Source organism: Ruegeria sp. K5, assembly GCF_056531805.1.
Genome location: NZ_JBQFML010000001.1, coordinates 1,373,550 through 1,396,811 on the forward strand (window position 1 = coordinate 1,373,550; position 23,262 = coordinate 1,396,811).

22 protein-coding genes are annotated in these 23,262 nt (G+C 60.4%); 15 read left to right on the top strand and 7 right to left on the bottom strand.

The window, feature by feature from the left end; translation table 11 throughout:
• Positions 1–13: 13 nt before the first annotated feature.
• Genes ACR0MO_RS06800 through ACR0MO_RS06810 form a run of 3 tightly spaced genes read left to right on the top strand, consistent with a single transcriptional unit; the run spans position 14 to position 4,023 of the window.
• A complete protein-coding gene (locus tag ACR0MO_RS06800) occupies positions 14–841 on the top strand; it encodes a DUF3237 domain-containing protein (RefSeq protein ID WP_480873252.1) in 828 nt (275 codons plus the stop codon).
• On the top strand, positions 834–2,948 hold the full coding sequence (locus tag ACR0MO_RS06805; protein WP_480890309.1) for a hydroxysqualene dehydroxylase: 2,115 nt from the start codon (positions 834–836) through the stop codon (positions 2,946–2,948). The genes ACR0MO_RS06800 and ACR0MO_RS06805 overlap by 8 nt, the downstream gene beginning before the upstream one ends.
• A 4-nt stretch (positions 2,949–2,952) precedes the next feature.
• On the top strand, positions 2,953–4,023 hold the full coding sequence (locus ACR0MO_RS06810; RefSeq protein ID WP_170622637.1) for an FPP/GGPP synthase family protein: 1,071 nt from the start codon (positions 2,953–2,955) through the stop codon (positions 4,021–4,023).
• Here ACR0MO_RS06810 and ACR0MO_RS06815 read toward each other — a convergent pair.
• The 3 genes from ACR0MO_RS06815 to ACR0MO_RS06825 all read right to left on the bottom strand — a co-directional run bounded on the left by ACR0MO_RS06815 (position 4,014) and on the right by ACR0MO_RS06825 (position 5,777).
• On the bottom strand, positions 4,014–4,421 hold the full coding sequence (locus ACR0MO_RS06815) for a hypothetical protein (RefSeq protein ID WP_480890312.1): 408 nt from the start codon (positions 4,419–4,421) through the stop codon (positions 4,014–4,016). The genes ACR0MO_RS06810 and ACR0MO_RS06815 overlap by 10 nt on opposite strands.
• A gap of 160 nt (positions 4,422–4,581) precedes the next feature.
• On the bottom strand, positions 4,582–5,271 hold the full coding sequence (locus tag ACR0MO_RS06820; protein WP_480583991.1) for an RES family NAD+ phosphorylase: 690 nt from the start codon (positions 5,269–5,271) through the stop codon (positions 4,582–4,584).
• Complete coding sequence (locus tag ACR0MO_RS06825; protein ID WP_480890315.1) at positions 5,268–5,777, bottom strand: antitoxin Xre/MbcA/ParS toxin-binding domain-containing protein; 510 nt, start codon at positions 5,775–5,777, stop codon at positions 5,268–5,270. The genes ACR0MO_RS06820 and ACR0MO_RS06825 overlap by 4 nt, the downstream gene beginning before the upstream one ends.
• A 156-nt stretch (positions 5,778–5,933) precedes the next feature.
• Here ACR0MO_RS06825 and ACR0MO_RS06830 point away from each other — a divergent pair, with 156 nt between their 5' ends.
• On the top strand, positions 5,934–6,719 hold the full coding sequence (locus ACR0MO_RS06830) for an ABC transporter permease subunit (protein WP_480890318.1): 786 nt from the start codon (positions 5,934–5,936) through the stop codon (positions 6,717–6,719).
• A gap of 12 nt (positions 6,720–6,731) precedes the next feature.
• Here the strand turns inward: ACR0MO_RS06830 and ACR0MO_RS06835 are convergent, their stop codons facing one another.
• The 4 genes from ACR0MO_RS06835 to ACR0MO_RS06850 form a co-directional block, all read right to left on the bottom strand.
• Positions 6,732–7,370: a nucleoside/nucleotide kinase family protein gene (locus tag ACR0MO_RS06835; protein WP_480890321.1), complete on the bottom strand. Its 639-nt coding sequence runs from the start codon at positions 7,368–7,370 to the stop codon at positions 6,732–6,734.
• Positions 7,367–8,143, bottom strand: coding sequence for an ATP-binding cassette domain-containing protein (locus tag ACR0MO_RS06840; RefSeq protein WP_170630976.1), 777 nt, complete (start codon positions 8,141–8,143; stop codon positions 7,367–7,369). The genes ACR0MO_RS06835 and ACR0MO_RS06840 overlap by 4 nt, the downstream gene beginning before the upstream one ends.
• Positions 8,143–9,216, bottom strand: a complete 1,074-nt coding sequence (locus tag ACR0MO_RS06845; protein ID WP_480890324.1) for an ABC transporter permease — start codon at positions 9,214–9,216, stop codon at positions 8,143–8,145. The genes ACR0MO_RS06840 and ACR0MO_RS06845 overlap by 1 nt, the downstream gene beginning before the upstream one ends.
• Before the next feature lie 112 nt (positions 9,217–9,328).
• Entirely contained in the window at positions 9,329–10,345 is a 1,017-nt protein-coding gene (locus ACR0MO_RS06850; RefSeq protein ID WP_170622633.1) for a sugar ABC transporter substrate-binding protein, read from the bottom strand.
• Between the two features lie 256 nt (positions 10,346–10,601).
• Here ACR0MO_RS06850 and ACR0MO_RS06855 point away from each other — a divergent pair, with 256 nt between their 5' ends.
• The 11 genes from ACR0MO_RS06855 to ACR0MO_RS06905 all read left to right on the top strand — a co-directional run bounded on the left by ACR0MO_RS06855 (position 10,602) and on the right by ACR0MO_RS06905 (position 23,258).
• On the top strand, positions 10,602–11,717 hold the full coding sequence (locus ACR0MO_RS06855; RefSeq protein ID WP_170622681.1) for an ROK family transcriptional regulator: 1,116 nt from the start codon (positions 10,602–10,604) through the stop codon (positions 11,715–11,717).
• Positions 11,718–11,856: 139 nt separating this feature from the next.
• A complete protein-coding gene (locus tag ACR0MO_RS06860; protein WP_480584003.1) occupies positions 11,857–12,858 on the top strand; it encodes a Gfo/Idh/MocA family protein in 1,002 nt (333 codons plus the stop codon).
• The gene (locus tag ACR0MO_RS06865) at positions 12,858–14,429 is read left to right on the top strand and encodes an acyl CoA:acetate/3-ketoacid CoA transferase (protein WP_480890326.1); all 1,572 of its coding nucleotides are present in this window, start codon (positions 12,858–12,860) and stop codon (positions 14,427–14,429) included. Before ACR0MO_RS06860 ends, ACR0MO_RS06865 begins: the two co-directional genes overlap by 1 nt.
• Complete coding sequence (locus tag ACR0MO_RS06870) at positions 14,426–15,193, top strand: enoyl-CoA hydratase/isomerase family protein (protein ID WP_480890329.1); 768 nt, start codon at positions 14,426–14,428, stop codon at positions 15,191–15,193. The genes ACR0MO_RS06865 and ACR0MO_RS06870 overlap by 4 nt, the downstream gene beginning before the upstream one ends.
• 5 nt (positions 15,194–15,198) lie before the next feature.
• Positions 15,199–16,722 (top strand): aldehyde dehydrogenase family protein, encoded by a 1,524-nt coding sequence (locus ACR0MO_RS06875; RefSeq protein WP_480890332.1) that lies wholly within the window; start codon positions 15,199–15,201, stop codon positions 16,720–16,722.
• A gap of 52 nt (positions 16,723–16,774) precedes the next feature.
• Positions 16,775–18,025 carry an ABC transporter substrate-binding protein gene (locus tag ACR0MO_RS06880; protein ID WP_170630506.1) on the top strand — a complete coding sequence of 417 codons (1,251 nt, stop codon included), beginning with the start codon at positions 16,775–16,777 and terminating at the stop codon, positions 18,023–18,025.
• Between the two features lie 97 nt (positions 18,026–18,122).
• Entirely contained in the window at positions 18,123–19,016 is an 894-nt protein-coding gene (locus ACR0MO_RS06885) for a carbohydrate ABC transporter permease (protein ID WP_170622627.1), read from the top strand.
• Positions 19,016–19,897 carry a carbohydrate ABC transporter permease gene (locus ACR0MO_RS06890; protein ID WP_170622626.1) on the top strand — a complete coding sequence of 294 codons (882 nt, stop codon included), beginning with the start codon at positions 19,016–19,018 and terminating at the stop codon, positions 19,895–19,897. The genes ACR0MO_RS06885 and ACR0MO_RS06890 overlap by 1 nt, the downstream gene beginning before the upstream one ends.
• Positions 19,898–19,903: 6 nt before the next feature.
• On the top strand, positions 19,904–21,016 hold the full coding sequence (locus ACR0MO_RS06895) for an ABC transporter ATP-binding protein (protein WP_480890334.1): 1,113 nt from the start codon (positions 19,904–19,906) through the stop codon (positions 21,014–21,016).
• Positions 21,013–22,503, top strand: a complete 1,491-nt coding sequence (locus tag ACR0MO_RS06900) for a GMC oxidoreductase (RefSeq protein WP_480890336.1) — start codon at positions 21,013–21,015, stop codon at positions 22,501–22,503. Before ACR0MO_RS06895 ends, ACR0MO_RS06900 begins: the two co-directional genes overlap by 4 nt.
• Positions 22,500–23,258 carry a 3-ketoacyl-ACP reductase gene (locus tag ACR0MO_RS06905; protein WP_170630508.1) on the top strand — a complete coding sequence of 253 codons (759 nt, stop codon included), beginning with the start codon at positions 22,500–22,502 and terminating at the stop codon, positions 23,256–23,258. The genes ACR0MO_RS06900 and ACR0MO_RS06905 overlap by 4 nt, the downstream gene beginning before the upstream one ends.
• The last annotated feature ends 4 nt before the right edge of the window (positions 23,259–23,262 follow it).

Here is a 23,262-nt window from a genome sequence, read left to right on the forward strand (position 1 = left end):
CGGGGACGGGGTCGTGCGCGAGTTCACCGACAAAGGGATTACCCTGCGGTGGTCCGAGGCGGTCACCCAGACCGTCAGCGGGGTTCAGCGGGTTCTGGTCGAGGCCGGACCGGCTGTATCGTCGCACGACACGTTGCGATTGCTGTTTTCCGAAGCGGGCGGGCCGGAACGCGCGGTGCGGGGGTGGCCTGTTGGGTGTGATCCGAAGACAGGAATGCAGCAATTCGCCGCCACTTTGCCCCTTGCTTTGGCGGGCAAGCCGATGTCGTGGCGTCCCGTTCTGACAAGCCGGGGTCGCGAAGTTGATCCGGGCTATCAGCAGGTCAAGCCAGCGCAAAAACCGGCAGCAGATGCGGCCCCGGTATCGCCGGCTCTGGACCATATCGCGCGTTTTGTGGTTCCGTTTGACGCAAATTTTCGCACCACCGGAGAGACCCCGGAAGGGCTTTGGCTGCATTTCGCCATCCGCGAAGGCGGCACGGTTTGTGGCCCGAAGCTGAATGGCACGATTGAGCCGGTGGGCGGCGACTGGATGCAGGTGCGACCGGACGGGGTGGGCAGTCTGAATGCGCGGGCGATGATCAAACCGGACGATGGTGGCGAGCCGATCATGTTCGAGGACTCAGGCATTTGCGACTTTGGTCAGACAGCCTTTGCCGCATTGTGCAAGGGGCAGCTGCCCGCCACGGCCCCCGTTCACATTGCCTCACGTTATCTGACGTCGAACCCCAACTATAAGTGGCTGAACCGGGTGCAGGGGATCGGGATCGGGCAGGCGAGCCTGTCCGACGTCACCCTGCGCTTTGACGTCTATTCCGCGAAAGGAACATCCGATGCCTGAGAAGGTGGTCATACTGGGCGGCGGCGTGGCGGGGATGAGTGCCGCGCATGAGCTGATCGAGCGCGGGTTCGAAGTTGAGGTTTACGAACGACAACTGATCGCCGGCGGCAAGGCACGCAGCATCCCCGTGATGAAAAGCGAAGATGACCGGGGATCGAAAGCCAAGCATATCGAGGCGCTTCAGCAATGGGTCGATATGGACGGCGCGGACTTCCCGCCCGGTGTCAAACGCCCCTGGTTGCCGGGCGAACACGGGTTCCGCTTCTTCCCGAACTTCTACCGCCACATCACCGACACGATGGCCCGCACGCCCTATTACGACAAGGGCACCTGTTTCGATAACCTGATGCCAACCACGCAGGTTCTGGTCAGCCAGTTCGACAAGCCGGGCATTATCGTTCCCGAACGCTCTCCCCGGTCCTTGAAAGAGGTCGCGGATGCGCTCAAGACCTTCGCCTTCACGATCTCGCCCCGGGATGAGATCGGGTTCGAGGATGTCGAACATTTCATCAGCTGCATGTGGCGCATTGCAACCTCGTGCAAGGAACGGCGCGAGGATGAGTATGAACGCACCGGCTGGTGGGATTTCATCGGGGCCGAAGAACGGTCGGAAGCCTATCAGAAGTTTCTGGCGATTGGCCTGACGCGCTCGCTGGTTGCGGCCAAGGCCACAACGGCCAGCACCAAGACCGTGGGCGATATCGCCATTCAGTTGCAGTTGGGCATTGCCACACCGGAACCGCATTGCAACCGATTGCTGAACGGGCCGACAAATCTGGTCTGGATCCAGCCCTGGCTCAACTACCTTGAGAGCATGGGGGTGAAATACCACTTCGATTCAAAAGTCACGGGCATCGAGTGCCGGGACGGCCGGATCGTGAACGCCACAATCGAGCGGGCCGGGAAAGAGGAAACGATCACCGGCGACTGGTTCATCAGCGCCCTGCCAATCGAACGGATCGCACCGCTTGTGACCCGGTCGATGACCGCGCTGGATCCGGCGCTGGCCAAGCTGAAGCTGTTGGCTGAGAACGTCCAGTGGATGAACGGCATCCAGTATTACCTGACGAAAGAGGTCGAACTGACCCATGGCCACGTGATCTTCATCGACAGCCCATGGGCCCTGACGGCCGTGTCGCAGAAACAATTCTGGCCCGATATCAATTTCGAGAACTGGGCCGAGGGCAAGACCAAGGGCCTGCTGTCTATCGATATCTCCGAATGGGACAAGCCGGGCCTCAACGGCAAGACCGCGCGAAACTGCACCCGCGAAGAGATTGCGGATGAGGTCTGGGCGCAGATGAAACGCAGCCTCAACGTGGACGGCCAAACCGTTCTGCGCGACGAGGATATGCACTATTGGTTCCTCGATCCCGACATTGTCGCCGACCCCGAGCACCCCTCGCGGATGAGCAATGTCGAGCCGCTGCTGGTCAATCGCATAAACACGTGGCGCCTGCGGCCCAACGCGGCGACTCTGATCCCGAATTTCTTCCTGGCGTCGGACTATGTACGCACTTTCACCGACCTTGCCACCATGGAAGGTGCGAACGAAGCCGCGCGGCGCGCCGTCAATGGCATCCTGCGGCGCAGCAACTCTGACGCCGAGCTTTGCAAAATCTGGGATCTGCACGAACCGGATATTCTGCGCCCGCTGCGCGCCTATGATTACGCGCGGTATCAGGCCGGTCTGCCCTGGGATGATCGGTTTTCCGAGGCGGTTCAGGCATCGCTGCGCACCGCGCAGGACACCACGGGAACGACGGGCGGGGGTGAAGGGCCGTTGGCCGCTGTCGGCCCAATTGCCAGCGAGTATTCCAAGCCCGGCGGGTTTGTCGAAGAACCCGCGATTGCGGATGCGCTGCGGATGGTGTGCCCTCCGCCCGCATTGTATGACATGATGGCGTCTTACGTGCCCGGTGTAGACATCCCAATCCCGGGTGCAGAGCAGGCCGAAGAGGTCGCGCTGGACGTTGTCGGAACCGGGGCCGAGCCCTCATCCGTGCCCGGCGTGGACCGGATCATGGGCACATCGCTGAATTCAAAGCCGAACCCCGGCGCGGCGGGCGGTTCGCGCCGCAAAGTCATCATCACGCAGAAGGGCTGAGCCTGTGAGCGCATCCACCGCGCATCTGGATCCGGCGGCAACGCAAGGATTTCTGGAACAACTGACCTCTTACGGGGATCAGGCGCGGCAGGCGTTGTTGGGCCGGCTACCGACGCATGAGCCCCAAGATTATCTGTACGGCCCAATCCGCGACTATATCGAAACGTCCGGCAAGGGGCTGCGCCCGGCGCTTTTGCTGGCGACCTGCGAGGCGTTCGGCGGCAAAACCGAAGATGCCATCGTGTCAGCAGCGGTGATCGAACTGCTGCACAACGCGTTTCTGATCCATGACGACATTGAAGATGTCAGCGATTTCCGTCGCGGCCGGGAATGCATGCATAAACGCCTCGGCGTGCCGCTTGCGATCAATACGGGCGACGGCATGCAGGCGCTGGCTTTACGTCTGTTGCGCGACAATCTGGACCCGCTGGGCCCCGAGACATCGGCGCGCGTGCTGGATGAGTTCGATCACCTTCTGCTGCAATCCATCGAAGGGCAGGCGATCGAGCTTGGGTGGATTCGCGACAACCGGATGGACGTCACCCCGGCGGATTACCTGACCATGTGTCTGAAAAAGACCTGTTGGTACAGTTTTATCCACCCGCTGCGGATTGGAGCGTTGATCGCGCGACCGGATGATGTGGCCTCGGGCCGGTTGAATCTGGACGATTTCAACGCCTTTGGCTTCTTTCTGGGGGCCGCATTTCAGATACAGGATGACGTTCTGAACCTTGTCGGAAGTCAAGACAAATACGGCAAGGAAATCGGCGGCGATATATACGAGGGCAAACGGACCTTGATGCTGAGCCAGCTCAGCCTGAATGGCGAGCAGCGCGAAAAAGACCGCCTGTCCCGGTTTCTGTCCGACCCCAGACAAGACCGCTCGACCCATGATGTCGACTGGGTTTTGTCGCGGATGCACCATTACGGCTGTGTCGAGTACGCGCAGCGCGCGGCGGATGATCTGCTTCAGTCAGCGCGCACTGAGTTTGACAACGTGTTTGCCGGGGCTCAGGGCGGCCCACGGGCTTTTCTGGGTCAGTTCATGGATTATCTGGTCGCGCGTCAGGTCTGACGGGCGGCGATATCGAATTTTACCACGATGGCCGAGCGTTCCGAGCCAAAACAATGAACCCGCCCATGATACTGGCCGGGGTCCACCAGATCGTGCACCGTCAGAATAACGCTGACATCGGCCACTTCCCCCGCGCCCAGCTTTAGGGTGGCAGGCTCGACCCGCAGGCGGTCGGCGGGGATCACAGCACCTTCTTCGTTCGTCAGATCACCAGCCTCGAACCGCATCTCAACCGCACCGAACCCGGCCGGTGCGGCAACGGACAGCACAATTGTTCCCGTTCCGCCCGGTCTGCAGGTTTCCTGGCATTGAAATGGCCCGTCCAGCGGCAGTTTCTGACCGGTTTCAGCGTCCAAAACACTGCGCGCCAAATCCGATATCGGGTTTTGATCCAACATTGGCGCGGTCGGATCTACTGCACGAAGCATGCTGGCGTAGGGTTTTCGCTCGAAATAAGGCATGCCTCGAATGTGCACGGGACGTGGCGGTCAGTAAACAGAATTTTCGTCGGGGTTATCGGCTTTTTCAGGGAAATGCAGGGTTTTGATGTCCCTGCGGTTACGTCAATTCCTCGACCGTCACTTTGCCCGTCGGGCGTATGTCGATCTCGAAATGGCGGGCCTGAACAACATCTTGCACCGATGGCGGGTCAAAGCAGACCCAGTTTTCATGTCCCGGCCTGCGAACGCTTTCATAGCGAATGCCAACCAGACCCAAACCAGGGCCCGCGTGTCGCACATGTTCGCCAAAGCGTTGGGGAACGGGATAGCTTGTATCGTCGGGGTCATGAAACTCGGGGTGTTTGCCAAAGACATCGACAAAATCGCCGACCAGCCGTGCCTCGTATTCGCGATAGGCCTCGCGTTTATGGGTCAGACCCGAGAGTGAAATTTCCTTGCGCAGCCCATTGGCGACTTCAAGCACAGAGGTCATGAGATCGCTGGCCGCATACCACGCGCCCAACAGGGATGAGGTGAAACGCATCCCCGTGACCGAGCCGTGCAGAAACGAAGACATGACAATGCTGGCATTGGGTCGGCCATAGACCCATTGCGCCCGATCCAGCCGGGACAAGCGCGTGGCCACCAGCCGGTCATTGGTCCAGCCTTCCAGTTCAAAGACGTCTGCCAGATCGTCGGCGCTGGCCACATCTTCGAATGCGGACACAGGCGGGAAGCGTGACGGGATGATACGGCAGGTTGAAGATGTGGCTCGGGCACGGGTGTACCCGGTCAGATCCCAGCTCACAAAAAGACCACGTCGTCTTCGGTTACCGGCTCGAAACTACCCTCGGGCGCGCCCTGACCCATGTCACCGCCGCGCCAGGCATCCAGATAGCGGCGCACGGTCATCATGCCGTCCTGCCCACCGGTCACGATCAGATGCAATGGGGACGACCCTGCAAAAACCGTGCCCTTATGCGGGCTGATCAACCATTTCACCGCCTGATCCTGATCAAGAAACAGGATCGACAGAGCCTTGTGGATACCCAGAACGGCCGAGATGCGCACCAATGTGTCAAAGGGCAACGAGATCGGCTTGCGATCAACCGCCTTCCTGATCCAGGCGTGATAGGTCGATCGACCGGGATGCCCCAATGTTGCAATGCGCTGCGCCTCGCTCAGCCCCCAGCCTTGCGCGATATTGCGAAACGTGCGCAGACCCGGCCCGCTGAGCCGCGCGCGATCTGCGGCTTCAACCGGGACAAGCAGCGGGGCGGCGTTGGCCTCTTGCGGCAGAGCTGCGATTTCCATGGCGTCCTCTTTGTCCGAAAACAGATTTAAGGTCTATATATAGACAAAGCGCCCGTAATTCAACTCTGCCCGGGCAATTCCGCGCGTTGACCGAACCGCGCAGTTTGCCTATCCCGGTCAGGCTGAAGGAACCCAAAACGGCGCGTTGGACAAAAATTGCGCAAAACCAACATACTGGACCATGTGATCCTGATTGTCGGAGCGGTTGTCATGACCGGGCCGGTTGCCGCGTTGGGCTGGCAACTTGTGGCCGGTGTTGGCGTCGGCAATCTGTGGCCGCTGTTCCAGAACCTTTGGGAAAACGGGGTCAGCAGCAACAGCATCAGTGCCGGGGCGATGATGTGGAACTCGCTGGTTCTGGCTGTTGGCGTGGCGGCCCTGAATTGCTCTGTGTCAATGCTGGCCGCCTATGCGCTGGTCTATTTTCGCCTGCGTTACAGTAACCTGATCTTTGCAGCGATCCTGCTGGCCATGTTCTTTCCCATTGAAAGCCGGATGCTGCCCACTTTCGCCGTGACCAGCGATCTGGGCCTTTTGAACTCTTACACCGGGATGATCCTGCCTGTTTCGGCCAGCGGGCTGGGCGTTCTGGTGCTGAACCAGTTCCTGCGGCAAATCCCGGTTGAGCTGATGGAGGCCGCCAGAATGGACGGTGCCGGACCGATGCGGTTTTTCTTCGATACGATCCTGCCCCTGTCCCTGCCGATGATGGCCGCGCTGTTTGCGATCCTGTTCGTGTTCGGCTGGAACCAATATGCCTGGCCGGTCATCATCACCACAACCAGCCTGACCCATAGCACGCTGGTCAGCGGGATGGTCTATGCCGGGATCGGGGATCCGGCAGGGATGGCGCTGGCGTTGATGGCCCTGTTGCCACCCGCCGTTATTTTGTTGCTGGTGCAACGCCAGTTGGTGCGGACACTGACGGCTGGGATTCACTGACGTCAGCCGGTTCTAACGCAGCACAATATCCGCAGGACGTGAGTTGGAGAGAATCCGTTTCGCGTTCGGAATATCATTCGCCAGCGCACGGGCATGGGCCGCGTCAGGGGGCAGGCCGTGATCCAGCCAACGCGCGGTCAACCTGTCCTCCAGCGTGGGCAGATCAACATCCAGAAAGACGCTGAGCGCCCATATCTCTGCAAGGTTTGCCCAGCCAGCTTCTTCCAACAGCAGGTAATTGCCCTCGACCAGAACAAGGTTTTGCTCGGGCGCGACCAGTCCACGCGCGGCGATGGCCTTGTCAATCTCGCGGTCGAATTCGGGAACGGCGACCTCATCTTCGGTCAACAGGCGGTGCAGAATTGCCTGAAACCCGGCGATGTCGAAGGTTTCCGGCGCGCCTTTGCGGTCCAGCAAGCCGCGCTTGATCAAGATGGCGTTGTCATAGTGAAACCCATCCATCGAGACCAAACCGGTAGCGATCCCCTGCCGCTGTAACATGTCCCGCGCCAACGCCGCGATGGTCGTCTTCCCGGCCCCCGGAGGGCCTGCAATCGCCACAAGGTGCCGCGTTTTCTGATCAGGCAGCGCCCGGACCGCCTCGGCAATCTGCTGGGCGAGGTCAGGGGCTGTCGATCCTTCCGCCGTCACGCCGCCTTGCCTTCACCGGGGGGGTCCATCGCGCCGGTCATAAAGGCCACCGCGTCTGACATCGAATGGTCTTTGGGGTCGATCACACACAAGCGTTTGCCCAGACGATGCACGTGAATACGGTCGGCGACTTCGAACACATGGGGCATGTTGTGGCTGATCAGGATGATCGGAATGCCGCGCGATTTCACATCCTGGATCAGTTCCAGCACCCGGCGGCTTTCCTTGACGCCAAGCGCCGCTGTGGGCTCGTCAAGGATGATGACCTTCGACCCGAAGGCCGCCGCGCGCGCCACAGCAACGCCCTGACGCTGACCACCGGACAGTGTTTCAACCGCCTGATTGATGTTCTGGATCGTCATCAGACCCAATTCGCTCAGCTTGTCGCGCGCGAATTTCTCCATCGCGGGACGGTCGAGCATTCGGAACCATGACCCTAGCGGGCCGCTCCGCCGGATCTCGCGCCCCATGAACATGTTATCGGCAATCGACAGGGCAGGGGACATGGCCAGGGTCTGGTAAACGGTCTCGATCCCGGCTTCCCGCGCGTCGATGGGCGAATGGAACTGCACCTTCTGCCCATCCAGCCAGACGTCGCCTTCATCCGGCGTGACCGCGCCTGAAACCGCCTTGATCAGCGTGGACTTGCCTGCGCCATTGTCTCCGATTACCGCCAGAATTTCGCCCGGCATCAGGTCAAAGTCACAATGGTCCAGTGCGGTGACCTTGCCGTAACGTTTGACAAGGTTGCGTCCTTTGAGAATGGGTTCCATCAGGCTGATACCTTTCTGATCCATTGGTCGACCGCGACCGCTGCAATGATGAGGATACCGATCAGCAGGAAGGTCCACTGCGCATCCGCCCCAAGCAGGCGCAGACCCAGTGTGAACACCCCAACAATAAGCGCTCCGAACAGCGAGCCCAGTATCGAGCCGCGCCCGCCGAATAGGGAAATCCCGCCAATCACAACCGCCGTAATGCTTTCGATATTGGCCAGTTGCCCTGAAGTCGGTGACACCGATCCGATGCGACCGATCAGGGCCCAGCCCGCAAAGGCGCAGATCAGACCGGACAGCATATAGACCGACATCAGGGTGCGGTGCACGTTTACACCCGACAGTTCGGCGGCTTCGGGATCATCGCCCACAGCATAGACATGCCGTCCCCAGGCCGTGTGCCGCAACGCGTAAGCCAGCACCAATATCAGCACCAACATGAAGATGACGCCAACCGTGAAAACGGCCCCGCCCACGTTAAATTTCGCGCCAAACACTTGCAGGATCGGGGCGTTTGTTTCGATCTCTTGCGAGCGGATCGTTTCGTTTTGCGAATACAGGAAGTTGGCGGCCAGAACGATCTGCCACATGCCCAGCGTTACAATGAACGGGGGCAATTTGACCCGACTGACCAAATATCCGTTGATCGCGCCAATGGCCGTCCCGACAGCCAGCCCGCAGATGATGGCGACCGTTGGCGGCAGGCCGTAGCGAAAGGTGAATTGCCCCATCACCACTGACGACATCACCATGATCGCACCCACGCTCAGGTCGATGCCTGCGGTCAGGATCACAAGGCTCTGTGCTGCTGCGACGATACCGACGATCTGCACCTGTTGCAGGATCAGTGTCAGCGCAAAGGGCGAGAAAAACTTCGACCCCAGCAAAACGCCAAAGATGACAATGGCGGCAACAAGAACGATCAGCGGAACAAGCGAGGGGTTCACATGCAGGAAATGCTGAACCGTTCCCACAAATCCCCGGTGATGATCTTCAAACTCTGCGACCTGTTCCGGGCTGCCCTGCGCGGCGGCCTCGAAATCATCAGGTTGTCGTGACGTATCGGACATAAAAGGTTCCCCCAAGCGTCAAGAGCCCGTCTGCGGACCATTTTAGCAAGTTTTCGGGTAAAGGTGTGATTGGATGGCAGGAGGCCGCAGTGCCGCCTCCTGCGTCGTCAGATCAACCCCAGCAGAGGTTCATGCCTTCATCGACCGAGATCGACTCGACCCCATCGGCGGCCTTGTCGGTGACAAGCGCAACGCCAGTGTCAAAGAAGTCCTTGCCGGGCGTGTTTTCGGGCTTCACACCCTCATCGGCCCATTTCTTGACCGCTTCGACACCCAGCGAGGCCATCAGCAGCGGATATTGCTGCGAGGTCGCGCCGATCACGCCATCGGCCACGTTCTGCACGCCGGGGCAGCCGCCATCGACCGACACGATCAGCACGTCATTTTCGCGTCCAATCGCCTTGAGCGCTTCGTACGCACCCGCAGCAGCCGGTTCGTTGATGGTATGCACAACGTTGATCGTCGGGTCCTTGGCCAGCAGATTCTCCATCGCGCGGCGACCGCCTTCTTCGTTCCCGGCGGTGACGTCACTGCCGACAAGGCGGGGGTCATCCTCGTCTCCGATCACGTTGGGGTCCGCCAGATCGACGCCAAAGCCCTGCAGGAAACCCTGATTGCGCAGAACGTCCACGGTGGGCTGGCTGACAGCCAGATCCAGCGTGGCAATCTTTGCGTCATTGGCCGCATCGCCCAGCGTCGCCTTGGCCCATTGGCCAATCAGCAGCCCGGCCAGGAAGTTGTCGGTAGCAAAGGTCGCATCCGCCGACTCAATCGGCTCCAGCGGCGTATCAAGCGCAATCACCAACACGCCCGCATCCCGTGCCTGCTGCACGGCAGGTACGATGGATGAGGTGTCAGAGGCGGTCAGCAGAATGCCTTTTGCGCCGTCCAGAATGCAGGTCTCAATCGCCTGAACTTGGGTTTCGTGGTCGCCATCGACCTTGCCCGCGAAGGCCTTCAGGGTCATGCCCAGCTCTTCCGCCTTGGCGGTCGCACCTTCCTTCATCTTGACGAAGAAGGGGTTGGTGTCGGTCTTGGTGATCAAACAAACAGTGGTGTCGGCAAACGCGCTGCCTGCTGTGACCGTCAGGGCCAAAGCTGTCGCGCCTGCGAAAGTCGCAAGTTTCATAAGTTCTCCTCCCAATTTCTCCCATGCCGGTGCCGGCATATGGGTGATCGGGCAGCAATGGCCCGACCCCACAGCAAAACCATCACAAGAATCTCAAAATGAGTCAATAAATAAATCACTCTTATTTATTATTGACAGAAAGACGCCGGTTTCTCATGGTTTGAACAGGGGAGGGTCAGACGTGTCTGTTGAAGTGCCACAGGAAAACACGCCGTCAGAACGGGTTTCCGAGGTCAAAGGGACCAACCAAAGCGGAATGCGCGCTCGGAATGAGCGTCTGGTCCTGTCTCTGGTCCGCAGACATGAGGCGCTGGCCAAGTCCGAAATCGCGCGGATGACGGGTCTGTCTGCGCAGACCGTGTCGGTCATCATGCGGCAGCTGGAAAAGGATGGTCTGCTGCTGCGGGGCGAGCCTGTGCGGGGCAAGGTCGGGCAACCCTCGATCCCGATGCGACTTAACCCGGATGGGGCGTTGTTTTTCGGATTGAAAATAGGTCGTCGCAGCGCCGAATTGGTTCTGACCGACTTTCTTGGGCGCGTGCGAAAGCACGAAAGTCAGACGTACGACTACCCGCGACCGGACGCGACACTGAAATTTGCCAAACAGGCGCTGGATCGGATGATCTCTGACCTGTCGCCCGAGGCCCGACCCCGCGTCGCGGGCCTTGGGATCGCCATGCCTTTCTATTTGTGGGACTGGGCACAAACCCTTCAGGTGGCGCAGAAAAAGATGGACCCCTGGCGTACGGCAGACATTCAGGCGGATTTGGCCGAAGCCTATGACTTTCCCGTCTTTTTGCAGAATGACGCAACAGCGGCCTGCGGTGCGGAACTGGTTTTTGGCCCCGCCGACGGGCCGCGCGATTTCCTGTATTTCTATGTTGGCTATTTCATCGGCGGCGGCGTTGTCCTGAATGGTTCGATCTATGCGGGTCGGGGAAATGCAGGGGCGCTTGGGCCCATGCCCGTTCCTATAGAAACAGGCGTTGTGAAGCCGTTGATCGACGTGGCCAGCCTCTACACCCTGGAACGTGCCGTCACCGCAACCGACGGCTTGATGTGGGAGGAAACCGATCAGTGGCATATCCCACAAGTCGAGTTGGACAATTGGCTGCAACAGGCCGGGTTCGGACTGGCCTGTGCGATTGTCTCATCCTGCAGCCTGATCGATTTTGAATGCGTCAAGATCGACGGCTGGCTGCCCGAGGACATCAAGGCACGGCTGATTGCCGAGGTCGAATCACAGATGTCACAGCTCAACCTGACTGGGCTTGAGAGACCTCTGATCGCGGCCGGGTCTGTTGGCCCAAGCGCCAGATCGCTGGGCGCGGCCAGCCTGCCATTGTCCGAACGGTATCTGGTCGAAGCGTAAACCCCTCGGGTTTTCTACATTTTATCGTCAGCATCATGAGTACCTGCGCGCGGGTTCGGACAGGGGCAAATGATTCCTCTTGAAGTTATTGGAACGTTCCACTACACATCTCTGGAACGTTCCAATTTGGGAATCTACTATGAACTGGGTATTCGTCGGGGCCAGCACAATTGCCGCGCAACATATGCTGAACGCGGTGCGCAAGCAGCCGGGCAACGAGGTGACCTGGATTGTCAGCACCTCACCTGACCGGGTGCAAATCTGGGCGGATGACCACGGCATTGCAAACGCCACCACCGATCTAGCCACGGCGCTGGCGGGTTCGGATGTTCAGGCGGTCTACATTTCCTCGACCAATGAAAAGCATCACGCGCAGGCTTTGGCGGCGATCGCAGCGGGCAAGCATGTTCTGTGTGAAAAGCCCTTGGGCATGACGCAGGACGAAGCGGTTAAGATGGTTCGGGCCGCCGAAGCCGCAGGCGTCACCTTTGGCACGAACCATCACCTGCGCTGCTCGGGCACCCATCGCGCGATCCGGGACCTCATCGCAGCCGGGCGCGTCGGCAAGGTGCTGTCGCTGCGCATTCATCACGCGGTTCACCTGCCGGGCCACTTACAGGGCTGGCGGATCAATGACGCGGGCGCCGGTGGCGGCGTGATCCCCGACATCGTCGTGCATGACGCGGACGTCACCCGGTTCCTGCTACAGGAAGATCCCGCAAGCGTTGTGGCGCAGATGACAAGTTCCGGCATGGGGCAGGGGGTCGAGGATTCCTGCATGTCGGTCTGGACCATGCCCTCGGGCGCGATGGTGATGACCCATGAAAGCTTCACCCATCCTTATGCGGGCTCGGGTCTTGAGGTGCACGGCACCCAAGGGTCGATCTTTGCCAAGGGTATCATGACCCAGCAGCCGGTGGGTGACATTACCCTCGTCACTGAAACGGGTAGCGAAGCGATCCCCTATTCCAACCATGACCTTTACGTGCAGGGCGTCTCGGACTTCGTCGCCGCCGCTGCCGGGCAAGGACGCCCCGCAGCCGATGGTCCGGACGGGGTCAAATCCCTGTCCGTCGCGCTTAGCGTGCGCGAAGCGGCAGCAACCGGTCAGCGCGTTGACGTCAACTATGGTGGCTTCTGATGACCAAGCTTGTTTCTGCATCCGACGCCGTATCCCGCATCCCGGATGAGGCGATTGTCACCGTCTCATCCTCGTCAGCTTTGGGGTGCCCCGATCTGGTTCTGAAAGCCATGGGTGAGAGGTTCCGGGCCGAGGGGCATCCGCGCAATATCACAACGATGCACCCGATTGCGGCGGGGGATATGTATGGCGTCAAGGGCATGGAATATCTGGCGCAGGACGGATTGCTGACCCGTGTGCTGGCCGGATCATACCCCTCGGGGCCGTCCAGCTTTGAAATGCCCGAGATCTGGAAAATGATCGTCGAAGACCGCGTGGCTGCGTATAACGTGCCCTCGGGGATCATGTTCGACATGCACCGCGAGGCTGCGGCCCGGCGTCCGGGCGTTCTGACTCAGGTCGGACTGGATACGTTCGTGGACCCGATCCGCGAGGGTTGCGCGATGAATGCGCGCGGGGCCGCTTCGCCCATCGTCGCGCGCGCCGAGTTTGGCGGCCAGACCTGGCTGCACTTCCCCAACATCATCCCAAATGTCTGCATCCTGCGCGCCACCACGGCGGATGAATTCGGCAACCTGACTTACGAGCATGAAGGGGCTTATCTGGGCGGGCTGGAACAGGCCATCTGCGTGCGCAACCATGGCGGTCTGGTGATCGCTCAGGTGCAGCGGGTGACTGCCGAGGGCAGCCTGCGTCCGCATGATGTACGCGTGCCGGGCCATCTGGTCGACTTGATCGTCGAGGACCCGGATCAGAAACAGACCACTGAAACGCCCTATGACCCCGCCATCTCGGGCCAGATCATGCGCCCATGGAACAGTTTCTCATTGGTCGAACACGGGGTTGAGAAGGTAATCGCGCGCCGGTCTGCGATGGAATTGCGCGCGGGGATGAGCGCAAATCTGGGCTTTGGCATCAGCGCCATGGTGCCCCGCATTCTGCTGGAGGAAGGGCATCCCAAGGCCGTCACATGGGCCATCGAACAAGGGGCCGTCGGGGGTGTTCCGCTGACCGGTTTCGCCTTTGGCTGTGCGTCTAACGCGCATGCCTACGTGCCCTCACCGCAGCAGTTCATCTACTTTCAGGGCGGCGGGTTCGATATGTCCTTCCTGTCCTTCCTTGAGGTTGACGTGGACGGCAACGTGAATGTCTCGAAACTGGGCAAGAAGCCTTATTTGACCGCCGGGTGCGGTGGGTTTGTCGATATCACCGCAGGCGCGAAAAAGATCGTGTTTTCGGGCTGGTTCGAGGCTGGTGCCAAGATCGATCTGGGTTCGGACGGGATCAGCGTCGCGGCCCCCGGCAAGTTCACCAAGATGGTGGATCAGGTCGAACACGTCACTTTCTCGGGCCGCCGGGCGCGCGAGCTTGGGCAGGATGTGATCTACGTGACCGAGCGCTGTGTCATCCGCCTGACCGAACAGGGGCTGGTCGCGACCGAGATTATGCCGGGCATCAACGCGCAGCAAGACATTATGGCAGCATCAGAGGGCCGCGTACAAGTTGCTGAAAACGCAGCCTTAATGCCAAAGGCCCTGTTCACCGAAGGCCCAATGGGGATGACGATTTGAGCGGGATTGGCTTTCATATCGACGGGGCGACGGCTGTCCTGACGCTGGACAACCCGTCCAAGCTGAATGCGCTGACGATTGACATGCTGGACGCATTGGAAACTCACGTACAGCAGGTCGAGCGGGACAGCGCGGTTCGGTCTCTGGTGCTGACCGGGGCGGGGGAAAAAGCGTTTTGCTGCGGCGCGGATATTGGTGCCTGGGGGGGGCTTAGCCCAGCAGAGTTTGCCCGCCATTGGGTGCGGGACGGGCACCGGATTTTCGACCGCCTCGCACGGCTGGGCAAACCAACAATTGCCGCGATCAATGGCCATGCCTTTGGCGGCGGGCTGGAATTGGCCAGTTGTTGCGACCTGCGGCTGATGGCCCCTCGCGCAACTCTGGCCTTGCCCGAGGCGCGGATCGGGATTGTTCCGGGTTGGTCCGGCACACAGCGCGTGGCGCGGCTGATCCCTGAAGGGGCGGTCAAGGAAATGGCTTTGTTCGGTCGCCGTATTGGCGCAGACCGCGCGGTTGCCCTGGGCTATGCCGCCGAAGTGGCCGACGATGTCCTGACCCGCGCGCTTGAGATCGCCACCGAGGCGCAGGCTCTGTCCCCGCGCGCCACCGAAATTGCCAAGAACATGATTCACGCGGCGGTCGGCGAAGATTCAGCAGCCGCGATCGAGGCGCTTGGCAGCGCTGCGGCGGCGGCCTCAGCCGATCGGGACGAAGGCGTCGCGGCCTTCATGGAAAAACGTAACCCCCAGTTTTCAGGGCTTTGACGCATATGAAAGACCTCACGATCAACCCTGCGATCCCGTTCGCGCTGCCCGAAATGTTCGAAGGCCGCCATCTGATCAATGGCGCATGGCAAAGCAGCGCGTCAGGTGAGACGTTCGAGCGTCGCTCGCCCTCGCATGGGCATGTTGTCAGCCGGTCAGCCCTTGGTGGTGAGGCCGAAACCAAGGCCGCCATCGCGGCAGCCCGAGCCGCATTTGACAGCGGCGTCTGGAGCCGCACGTCGGGCAAACACCGCGCAACAGTACTGCTGAAAGTGGCGGACCTGATCGAGCAGAATATCGACCGCATTGCCCTGATCGAAACACTGGAAAGCGGCAAGCCGGTCAGCCAGTCCAAGGGTGAGGTTGGGGGTGCCGCCGATCTGTGGCGCTATGCAGCGTCTTTGGCCCGCAGCACCCATGGCGACAGCCACAACACGCTGGGCGCAGATATGATGGGTGTGGTTCTGAAAGAGCCCATTGGCGTTGTCTCGATCATCACCCCGTGGAATTTCCCGTTCTGGATCCTCAGCCAGAAACTGCCCTTTGCGCTGGCCGCAGGCTGCACGGTGGTTGTGAAGCCCTCGGAAGTGACACCCTCGACCACCATCATGCTGGGCGAGTTGTTGATCGAAGCCGGACTGCCCGCAGGGGTGTGCAACATGGTACTGGGCTATGGTGTGCCGGTTGGCAGCACGCTCTCTGCCCATGAAGACGTGGATATGGTCAGCTTCACGGGCTCGACCGCCGTCGGCAAGACCATCAGCAAGACGGCATCGGATACGCTCAAGAAGGTTGCGCTGGAACTGGGTGGCAAGAACCCACAGGTGATCTTCCCCGACGCCAATCTGAATGCGGCCGCAGATGCGGTAGTGTTTGGCGTCTATTTCAACGTCGGCCAGTGCTGCAACTCCAGCAGCCGCATCATCGTGCACGAAGACATTACCCAGGCGTTTTCGACCAAGGTCGTCGAGCTGTCCCGCAAGGTGAAATTCGGCGACCCCCTGGACCCCAGCACTCAGGTCGGGGCCATCGTTACAGCCGAGCACAATGCCAAGATCGATGCCTATGTGAAACAGGCGCAGTATGCAGGCGCGACCATTGCCCTTGGCGGGGACCGCCTGACCGTCGACGGGTTGGGCGATCAGTTCTACCAGCCAACCATTGTGACAGATGTTCAGCCCGACATGCCCATTGCGCGGGATGAGGTATTCGGACCGGTTTTGTCGGTCCTGACCTTCAAAACACTGGACGAGGCCATCGCCCTGACCAATGATAGCGCTTACGGTCTGTCCGCCGGGGTCTGGAGTGACGACGTTCACACCTGCCTGGAATTCGCCCGACGCGCCGAAGCGGGAACGGTCTGGACCAACACCTGGATGGACGGGTTCCCCGAAGTGGCCTTTGGGGGCGTCAAGCAATCCGGGCAGGGGCGGGAAATCGGACGCTACGGGTTCGAGGAATTTTTCGAGGTTAAATCGGTGGTCATGCGCATCGGCAACAGCCGTGCGCCCTGGGTGCCGCAAGACTGACCGGCGGGAAGCGAGCCGCCGGAACCAAGATCGCATTAAGGGAGGAAACAAAATGCGTAATCTGTTGAAGACGAAATCTCTGATTGTGGCCGGGTTGCTGTGCACGACCAGCTTGGCGCAGGCAGAAGAGGTCGAGGTGCTGCACTGGTGGACCTCGGGTGGCGAGGCCGCAGCGCTGAACGTTCTGAAAGATGACCTGTCCGGTCAGGGCGTCGGCTGGACCGACATGCCGGTTGCCGGTGGCGGCGGTGAGCAGGCGATGACCGTTCTGCGCGCGCGTGTGACAGCAGGCAACGCGCCAACGGCGGTTCAGGGTCTGGGCTTCGACATTCAGGACTGGGCCGCGCAAGGTGCTTTGGCCGATCTGAACGAAGTGGCCGCGCAGGAAGGTTGGGACGATGTTGTACCGGACGCGTTGAAGGCCTTCGCCAAGCATGACGGCAAGTGGGTCTCGGCCCCGGTAAACGTGCATTCGACCAACTGGGTCTGGGCCAACAAGGCGGTTCTGGATGCAAACGGCATCGCTCAACCCACCAACTGGGAAGAATTTGTGGCTGCTGTTGAGGCGCTGAAAGCCGCCGGAGTGACCCCGATTGCCCATGGTGGTCAGGCCTGGCAGGACGCCACTATTTTCGACGCTGTGGCCATGTCGACATTGGGTCCGGATGGCTACAAAGCCGCGTTCATCGATCTGGACGAAGAAGCCCTGGGTGGTGACGCCATGAAAGAGGCGTTCGACCGCATGGCCTTTATCCGCGAAAATGTGGACGAGAACTTCTCGGGCCGGGACTGGAACCTGGCGACTGCGATGGTCATCAACGGCGAGGCCGGTTTCCAGATGATGGGCGACTGGGCCAAGGGTGAGTTTCTGAATGCGGGTAAGGTGCCCGGTCAGGACTTCCTGTGCTTCCGCTTCCCCGGCACGGCAGATCAGGTCACCTTCAACGCGGACCAGTTCATGATGTTCGATCAGGGCGGTTCTGTTTCGGCAGAACAGGCGGCGTTGGCCAGCGCGATCCTGTCACCGTCCTTCCAGTCGGCGTTCAACGTTGTGAAGGGCTCGGTTCCCGCGCGGACCGATGTCAGCGACGCCGACTTTGATGACTGCGGCAAGCAGGGCATGAAGGATCTGGCGGCGGCTGCATCCTCGGGCAACCTGTTCGGATCGATGGCCCATGGTCACGCAGCACCTGCCTCGGTCAAAAACGCGGTCTATGACGTCGTAACGGCGCATTTCAACGGTGAATACGACAGCGAAACCGCTGTGGTCGAACTGGTCGACGCCGTTTCCATCGCCAAGTGATCACCTGATCCTCCCGACGGGGCGGCAAACGCGCCGCCCTGTCACCAGCGGGCACATCCCGCGCCTTAGACACCCCCGACTTGAAGGAGGGCGCGCCATGGCAACTTCAGCCGACGCGGATTTCAAGACACGCCTTCAGAACTGGATCCCGAAACTGGTCCTGTCACCGTCGCTGGCGATGATGCTGGTCTTTGTTTACGGGTTCATTCTGTTCTCGGTCTACCTGTCCTTTACCGACAGCCGCATCCTGCCGACCTTTGGATGGGTCGGATGGGAAAACTACGACAAGCTTTGGCGCCTGAGCCATTGGGAAACCTCGCTGATCAACATGGGAATCTTCGCGAGCCTTTATATCGTGATCTGCACCTGTATTGGCTTGGGTCTGGCAATCTTCCTCGACCAGAAAATTCGCGGCGAAGGGTTACTGCGCCCAATCTACCTCTATCCCATGGCGCTGAGTTTCATCGTCACGGGCACCGCCTGGAAATGGTTTCTGGATCCCGGTATCGGGCTGGAAAACGTCATGCACACATGGGGTTGGACCAGTTTCGAGTTCGACTGGATCAAAAACCGCGACTACGCGATCTATACGGTTGTTCTGGCCGCCGTCTGGCAGACCAGCGGCTTTGTGATGGCCATGTTTCTGGCCGGGCTGCGCGGCATCGACAACGAAATCCTGCGCGCGGCACAGATGGATGGGGCCTCGAACTGGAACCTCTATCGCCGGATCATCATCCCGCAACTGCGTCCGGCATTCCTGTCGGCCTTCGTGATCCTCAGCCACCTTGCGATCAAGACGTTTGACCTTGTGATCGCATTGACCGGCGGCGGACCGGGACGCGCGACCGAGCTGCCCGCGACCTTCATGTATTCCTACACGTTCACGCGGAACCAGATGGGGATCGGCGCGGCCTCGGCCACGATCATGCTGATGACCATCGCGGCGATCATGATCCCTTATCTTTACGCCGAATTGCGGGAGAAACGCTGATGTCCCAAGCAACTCAGGATACCGCAATTCGCACTGGTCGGGTCACGCGGACGCTGATCTATGTGGTGCTGATCCTCTTCTCGCTTTTCTACCTTCTGCCGCTTTATGTGATGCTGGTGAACTCGGTGAAACCGTTGGAAGAGATCACCGGCGGCGGCATGATGAACCTGCCACAAGTCTTCACGTTGGAGCCTTGGCTGAAAGCGTGGTCCTCAGCCCAGATCGGTGTCGATCCGACCGGGTTGAAGCCCTACTTCTGGAACTCGATCAAGATGGTGGTTCCGGCCGTGATCGTCTCGACCATCCTTGGCGCGCTGAACGGCTATGTGCTGACCAAATGGCGTTTTAAATACGACACGATCCTGTTCGGTCTGATGCTGTTTGCCTGCTTCATCCCGTTCCAGATCGTTCTGATCCCGATGGCGCGGATGCTGGGCCTGATGGGTCTGGCAGGCACCACCTGGGGTCTGGCCTTGGTGCATGTGGTCTACGGGATCGGCTTCACCACGCTATATTTCCGCAACTACTACGCGGTCTTCCCGACCGAGTTGATCCGGGCGGCGCAGATCGACGGCGCGGGGTTCTTCCAGATCTTCTGGCGCATCCTGTTGCCCAGTTCCGGGCCGATCGCGGTGGTGTCGATCATCTGGCAGTTTACCAACATCTGGAACGACTTCCTGTTTGGTGCGTCGTTTGCCGATGCCAACAGCCAACCGATGACGGTGGCGCTTAACAATCTGGTGCAGTCGTCAACTGGCGTGAAGGAATACAACGTTCATTTCGCAGGGGCCATTCTGGCGGCCCTGCCAACTCTGCTCGTCTATATCGTGGCCGGACGGTACTTTGTCCGCGGCCTGATGGCGGGTTCCGTGAAAGGATAAGGCCTGATGGGTTTTCTGGACATAGACAACGCGACCAAATCCTACGGATCGGTCGAGGTTCTGCACAAGGTCGATATCTCGGTGCAGGAGGGGGAGTTTCTGGTGTTGGTCGGCCCCTCGGGCTGCGGCAAGTCGACCCTGCTGAACATGATCGCGGGGCTTGAGGACATCACCAGCGGCGAAATTCTTATCAAGGACACTGTGATGAACGGGGTGCATCCGTCGAACCGCAACATCGCCATGGTGTTCCAAAGCTACGCGCTTTATCCCAACATGACCGTGGGCCAGAACATCACCTTCGGGCTTGAGATGCACGGCGTCCCCAAGCCCGAACGCGACAAGGCGATGCACGAGGTCGCCACGCTGTTGCAGATCGAGCAGTTGCTGGACCGCAAGCCCGGTCAATTGTCTGGCGGTCAGCGTCAGCGGGTCGCCATGGGCCGCGCATTGGTGCGGGAACCGGATGTGTTCCTGTTTGACGAACCACTGTCCAACCTCGACGCCAAGCTGCGTGTCGATATGCGGACCGAGATCAAGAAGCTGCACCAGAACCTTGGCACGACCATCGTTTACGTGACCCACGACCAGATCGAGGCGATGACCCTGTCCAGCCGCATCGCGGTGATGAACGGAGGCTATGTGCAGCAACTCGGAACCCCGCAGGAAATCTACGACACCCCGGCCAATATCTTTGTGGCAACGTTCATGGGCTCGCCGGCGATGAACGTGGTGCCTGCGAAAGTGACCGTGCTGAACGGTCGCCCTCATGCCGAGGTCGCCACCCATGACGGATCGATGGCGCAGTTGCCGTTCAGTCAGGACAATCTGGCCGAATGGGATGGGCGTGAGATCCTGTTGGGCATCCGTCCCGAAACCATCACCGATATGGATGGCGCGGATCGCAAATCCTCGAACATTGCGCAGATGACCAACCGGATTGTTGTCACCGAACCCGCAGGCTCGGACACGTTCGTGTCGATGCAACTGGGAGGCCGGGATGTGATCGCCCGGATGCGCTCGGACGCTGAGGTCGCGCCGGGGCAGGATTTCGACTTTGCCGTCAATATGGAGAAGGCCGTGGCCTTTGACCCTGAAAGCGAGATGCGGATCACTCCGTGACAAACCCGGACGTCATAATCATCGGATCGGGGGTCGGAGGGGCAACGCTGGCCGCAGCGCTGGCCCCCTCGGGCCGTCGCATTCTGATCCTTGAACGCGGCGACTATCTGCGCCCTTCACCCGTGGATCGAGACCCCAAGGCGATCTTTGAGGATGGGCATTTCCGCCCCGATGAAACCTGGCTGGACGGCGAAGGGCAGCCTTTCAGTCCGGGCAACTATTACTGCGTCGGCGGCAACTCGAAATTCTACGGTGCCGCCCTGATCCGCTACCGGGCCGAGGATTTTGAACCGCGCCAGCATATGGGCGGTCGCTCTCCTGGCTGGCCTCTCCGTTACAGAGATCTGGAACCGGACTACACGGCGGCGGAGCAGCTTTATGCGGTGCGCGGAACCGCCGATGAGGACCCGACCGAGCCGCCGCATAGCGGCGCTTACCCGCATCCTCCTGTAGCTGATGAGCCTGACATCGCGGATCTGCGCGCGCGTTTGCGCGGGGCGGGGCTGTCGCCCGCATCTGTCCCTTTGGGGGTGGATATCGACCGCTGGCTTTCGGCCGGGCAAACCACGTGGGATGCGTTTCCGAACACCTGCGGTGGCAAAATGGACGCGGAAACCTGCGCTCTGGCGGATGCCCTGAAGCACGAGAATGTCGAACTATTGACGAACGCACCCGCCAAAAAACTGCTGAGCGACAAAGACGGGCACATCACAGGTGTTGAGGTCAAGGGGCACGGTACCCTGCACGCGCCGGTGATCGTGTTATCTGCAGGGGCTGTTCAGTCCGCCGCGCTGTTGTTGAAATCCGCCAATGACAATTGCCCCGCCGGATTGGCGAACCGATCCGATCAGGTTGGGCGCAACTTCATGAACCACAATTGCTCGGCGGTTCTGGCCTTGCATCCGCTGCGCCGCAACCGCGCGGTCTATCAAAAGACGTTGATGTTCAACGACTACTACAATGATGCCGGGAAGGGCGGTGCGCCCTTGGGCAATATACAGATGCTGGGCAAGATCACCGGGCCGATTCTGGCATCCCAGCCCGGTATACCCGGTCCGATTGCGACAATGATCGCAAACCGCAGCTTTGATTTCTATGCGATGTCCGAGGACCTGCCCAATCCGGACAGCCGGGTAACGGTCGAAGGTGACCAGATCCGGCTGGACTGGAAACGCTCGAACTGGCAGGCGCATGAGGCACTGGTGGCCAAGCTGAAACAGCACCTGCGCCGGGCCGGGTTTCCAATTGTCCTGTCGCGGCCCTTCGACCGGCGCACGCCCTCGCATCAATGCGGAACAGCCCGGATGGGGCGTGATCCAGCCAGCAGTGTGGTGGACCCGTTCTGCCGCAGCCATGACCACCGAAACCTGTTCATCGTTGACGCCTCGGTCCTGCCGACCTCGGCTGCGGTCAATCCGGCCCTGACCATCGCGGCACTGGCCTTGCGCGCCGGTCGCCACATCTTAGAGACGGAGTTTGCAGCATGACCGGAGTTGCTTTGGTCACAGGGGGCCAGCAAGGCATCGGCCTTGGAATCTCGCGCGCCTTGATCGCCGCTGGGTACAAGGTGGCGCTTGCGTCACGGTCTGCCCCGGACAAACCGGTGGTCCAGAACGCTTTGTCCGAATTGGGACCCGGCGCGATCTATGTGCAGCATGATGTGTCCCAGATCGATCACGTGCCCGCCTTGCTGGATCAGGTCGAGGCCCAGCTAGGCCCAATCACCGCCCTGATCAACAACGCAGGCGTCGGTGCGCCGGTGCGGGGCGATATGCTGGACCTGAAGCCCGAGAACTGGGATTTCGTGCAAAACATCAATCTGCGCGGTGCCTTCTTTCTGGCGCAAGAGGTCGCGCGGCGGATGTTGGCGCACCCCCAGGACAGCTATCGCTCGATCACCTTTGTCACCTCGGTCAGCGCCACGATGGTGTCTATCGAGCGCGCCGAATACTGCGTGTCCAAGGCCGCCGCCGCGATGATGGCGCAGCTGTTTGCGGTGCGGATGGCCCCGCATGGGATCGGCGTTTTCGAACTGCGCCCCGGCATCATCGCCACCGAAATGACGGCTGGTGTGCGCGACAAATACACCGACCGGATCGAAGGCGGGTTGGTCCCCGCCGCGCGGTGGGGTGAGCCGCAGGATATCGGCTCGGTCATCGTTCCCATCGTGGACGGCCAGATGCAATTCGCCACCGGGGCCGCGATCCCCGTGGATGGCGGGCTTTCGATCTCGCGCCTGTAAGGAA

Coding starts and splice junctions, on each gene's coding strand:
- ACR0MO_RS06855 (WP_170622681.1), top strand. CDS start 10,602: ATGCGCGCTCGGAATGAGCGTCTGGTCCTGTCTCTGGTCCGCAGACAT.
- ACR0MO_RS06860 (WP_480584003.1), top strand. CDS start 11,857: ATGAACTGGGTATTCGTCGGGGCCAGCACAATTGCCGCGCAACATATG.
- ACR0MO_RS06890 (WP_170622626.1), top strand. CDS start 19,016: ATGTCCCAAGCAACTCAGGATACCGCAATTCGCACTGGTCGGGTCACG.
- ACR0MO_RS06905 (WP_170630508.1), top strand. CDS start 22,500: ATGACCGGAGTTGCTTTGGTCACAGGGGGCCAGCAAGGCATCGGCCTT.
- ACR0MO_RS06840 (WP_170630976.1), bottom strand. CDS start 8,143: ATGGAACCCATTCTCAAAGGACGCAACCTTGTCAAACGTTACGGCAAG.
- ACR0MO_RS06845 (WP_480890324.1), bottom strand. CDS start 9,216: ATGTCCGATACGTCACGACAACCTGATGATTTCGAGGCCGCCGCGCAG.
- ACR0MO_RS06880 (WP_170630506.1), top strand. CDS start 16,775: ATGCGTAATCTGTTGAAGACGAAATCTCTGATTGTGGCCGGGTTGCTG.
- ACR0MO_RS06885 (WP_170622627.1), top strand. CDS start 18,123: ATGGCAACTTCAGCCGACGCGGATTTCAAGACACGCCTTCAGAACTGG.
- ACR0MO_RS06865 (WP_480890326.1), top strand. CDS start 12,858: ATGACCAAGCTTGTTTCTGCATCCGACGCCGTATCCCGCATCCCGGAT.
- ACR0MO_RS06815 (WP_480890312.1), bottom strand. CDS start 4,421: ATGTTGGATCAAAACCCGATATCGGATTTGGCGCGCAGTGTTTTGGAC.
- ACR0MO_RS06895 (WP_480890334.1), top strand. CDS start 19,904: ATGGGTTTTCTGGACATAGACAACGCGACCAAATCCTACGGATCGGTC.
- ACR0MO_RS06875 (WP_480890332.1), top strand. CDS start 15,199: ATGAAAGACCTCACGATCAACCCTGCGATCCCGTTCGCGCTGCCCGAA.
- ACR0MO_RS06805 (WP_480890309.1), top strand. CDS start 834: ATGCCTGAGAAGGTGGTCATACTGGGCGGCGGCGTGGCGGGGATGAGT.
- ACR0MO_RS06825 (WP_480890315.1), bottom strand. CDS start 5,777: ATGGAAATCGCAGCTCTGCCGCAAGAGGCCAACGCCGCCCCGCTGCTT.
- ACR0MO_RS06850 (WP_170622633.1), bottom strand. CDS start 10,345: ATGAAACTTGCGACTTTCGCAGGCGCGACAGCTTTGGCCCTGACGGTC.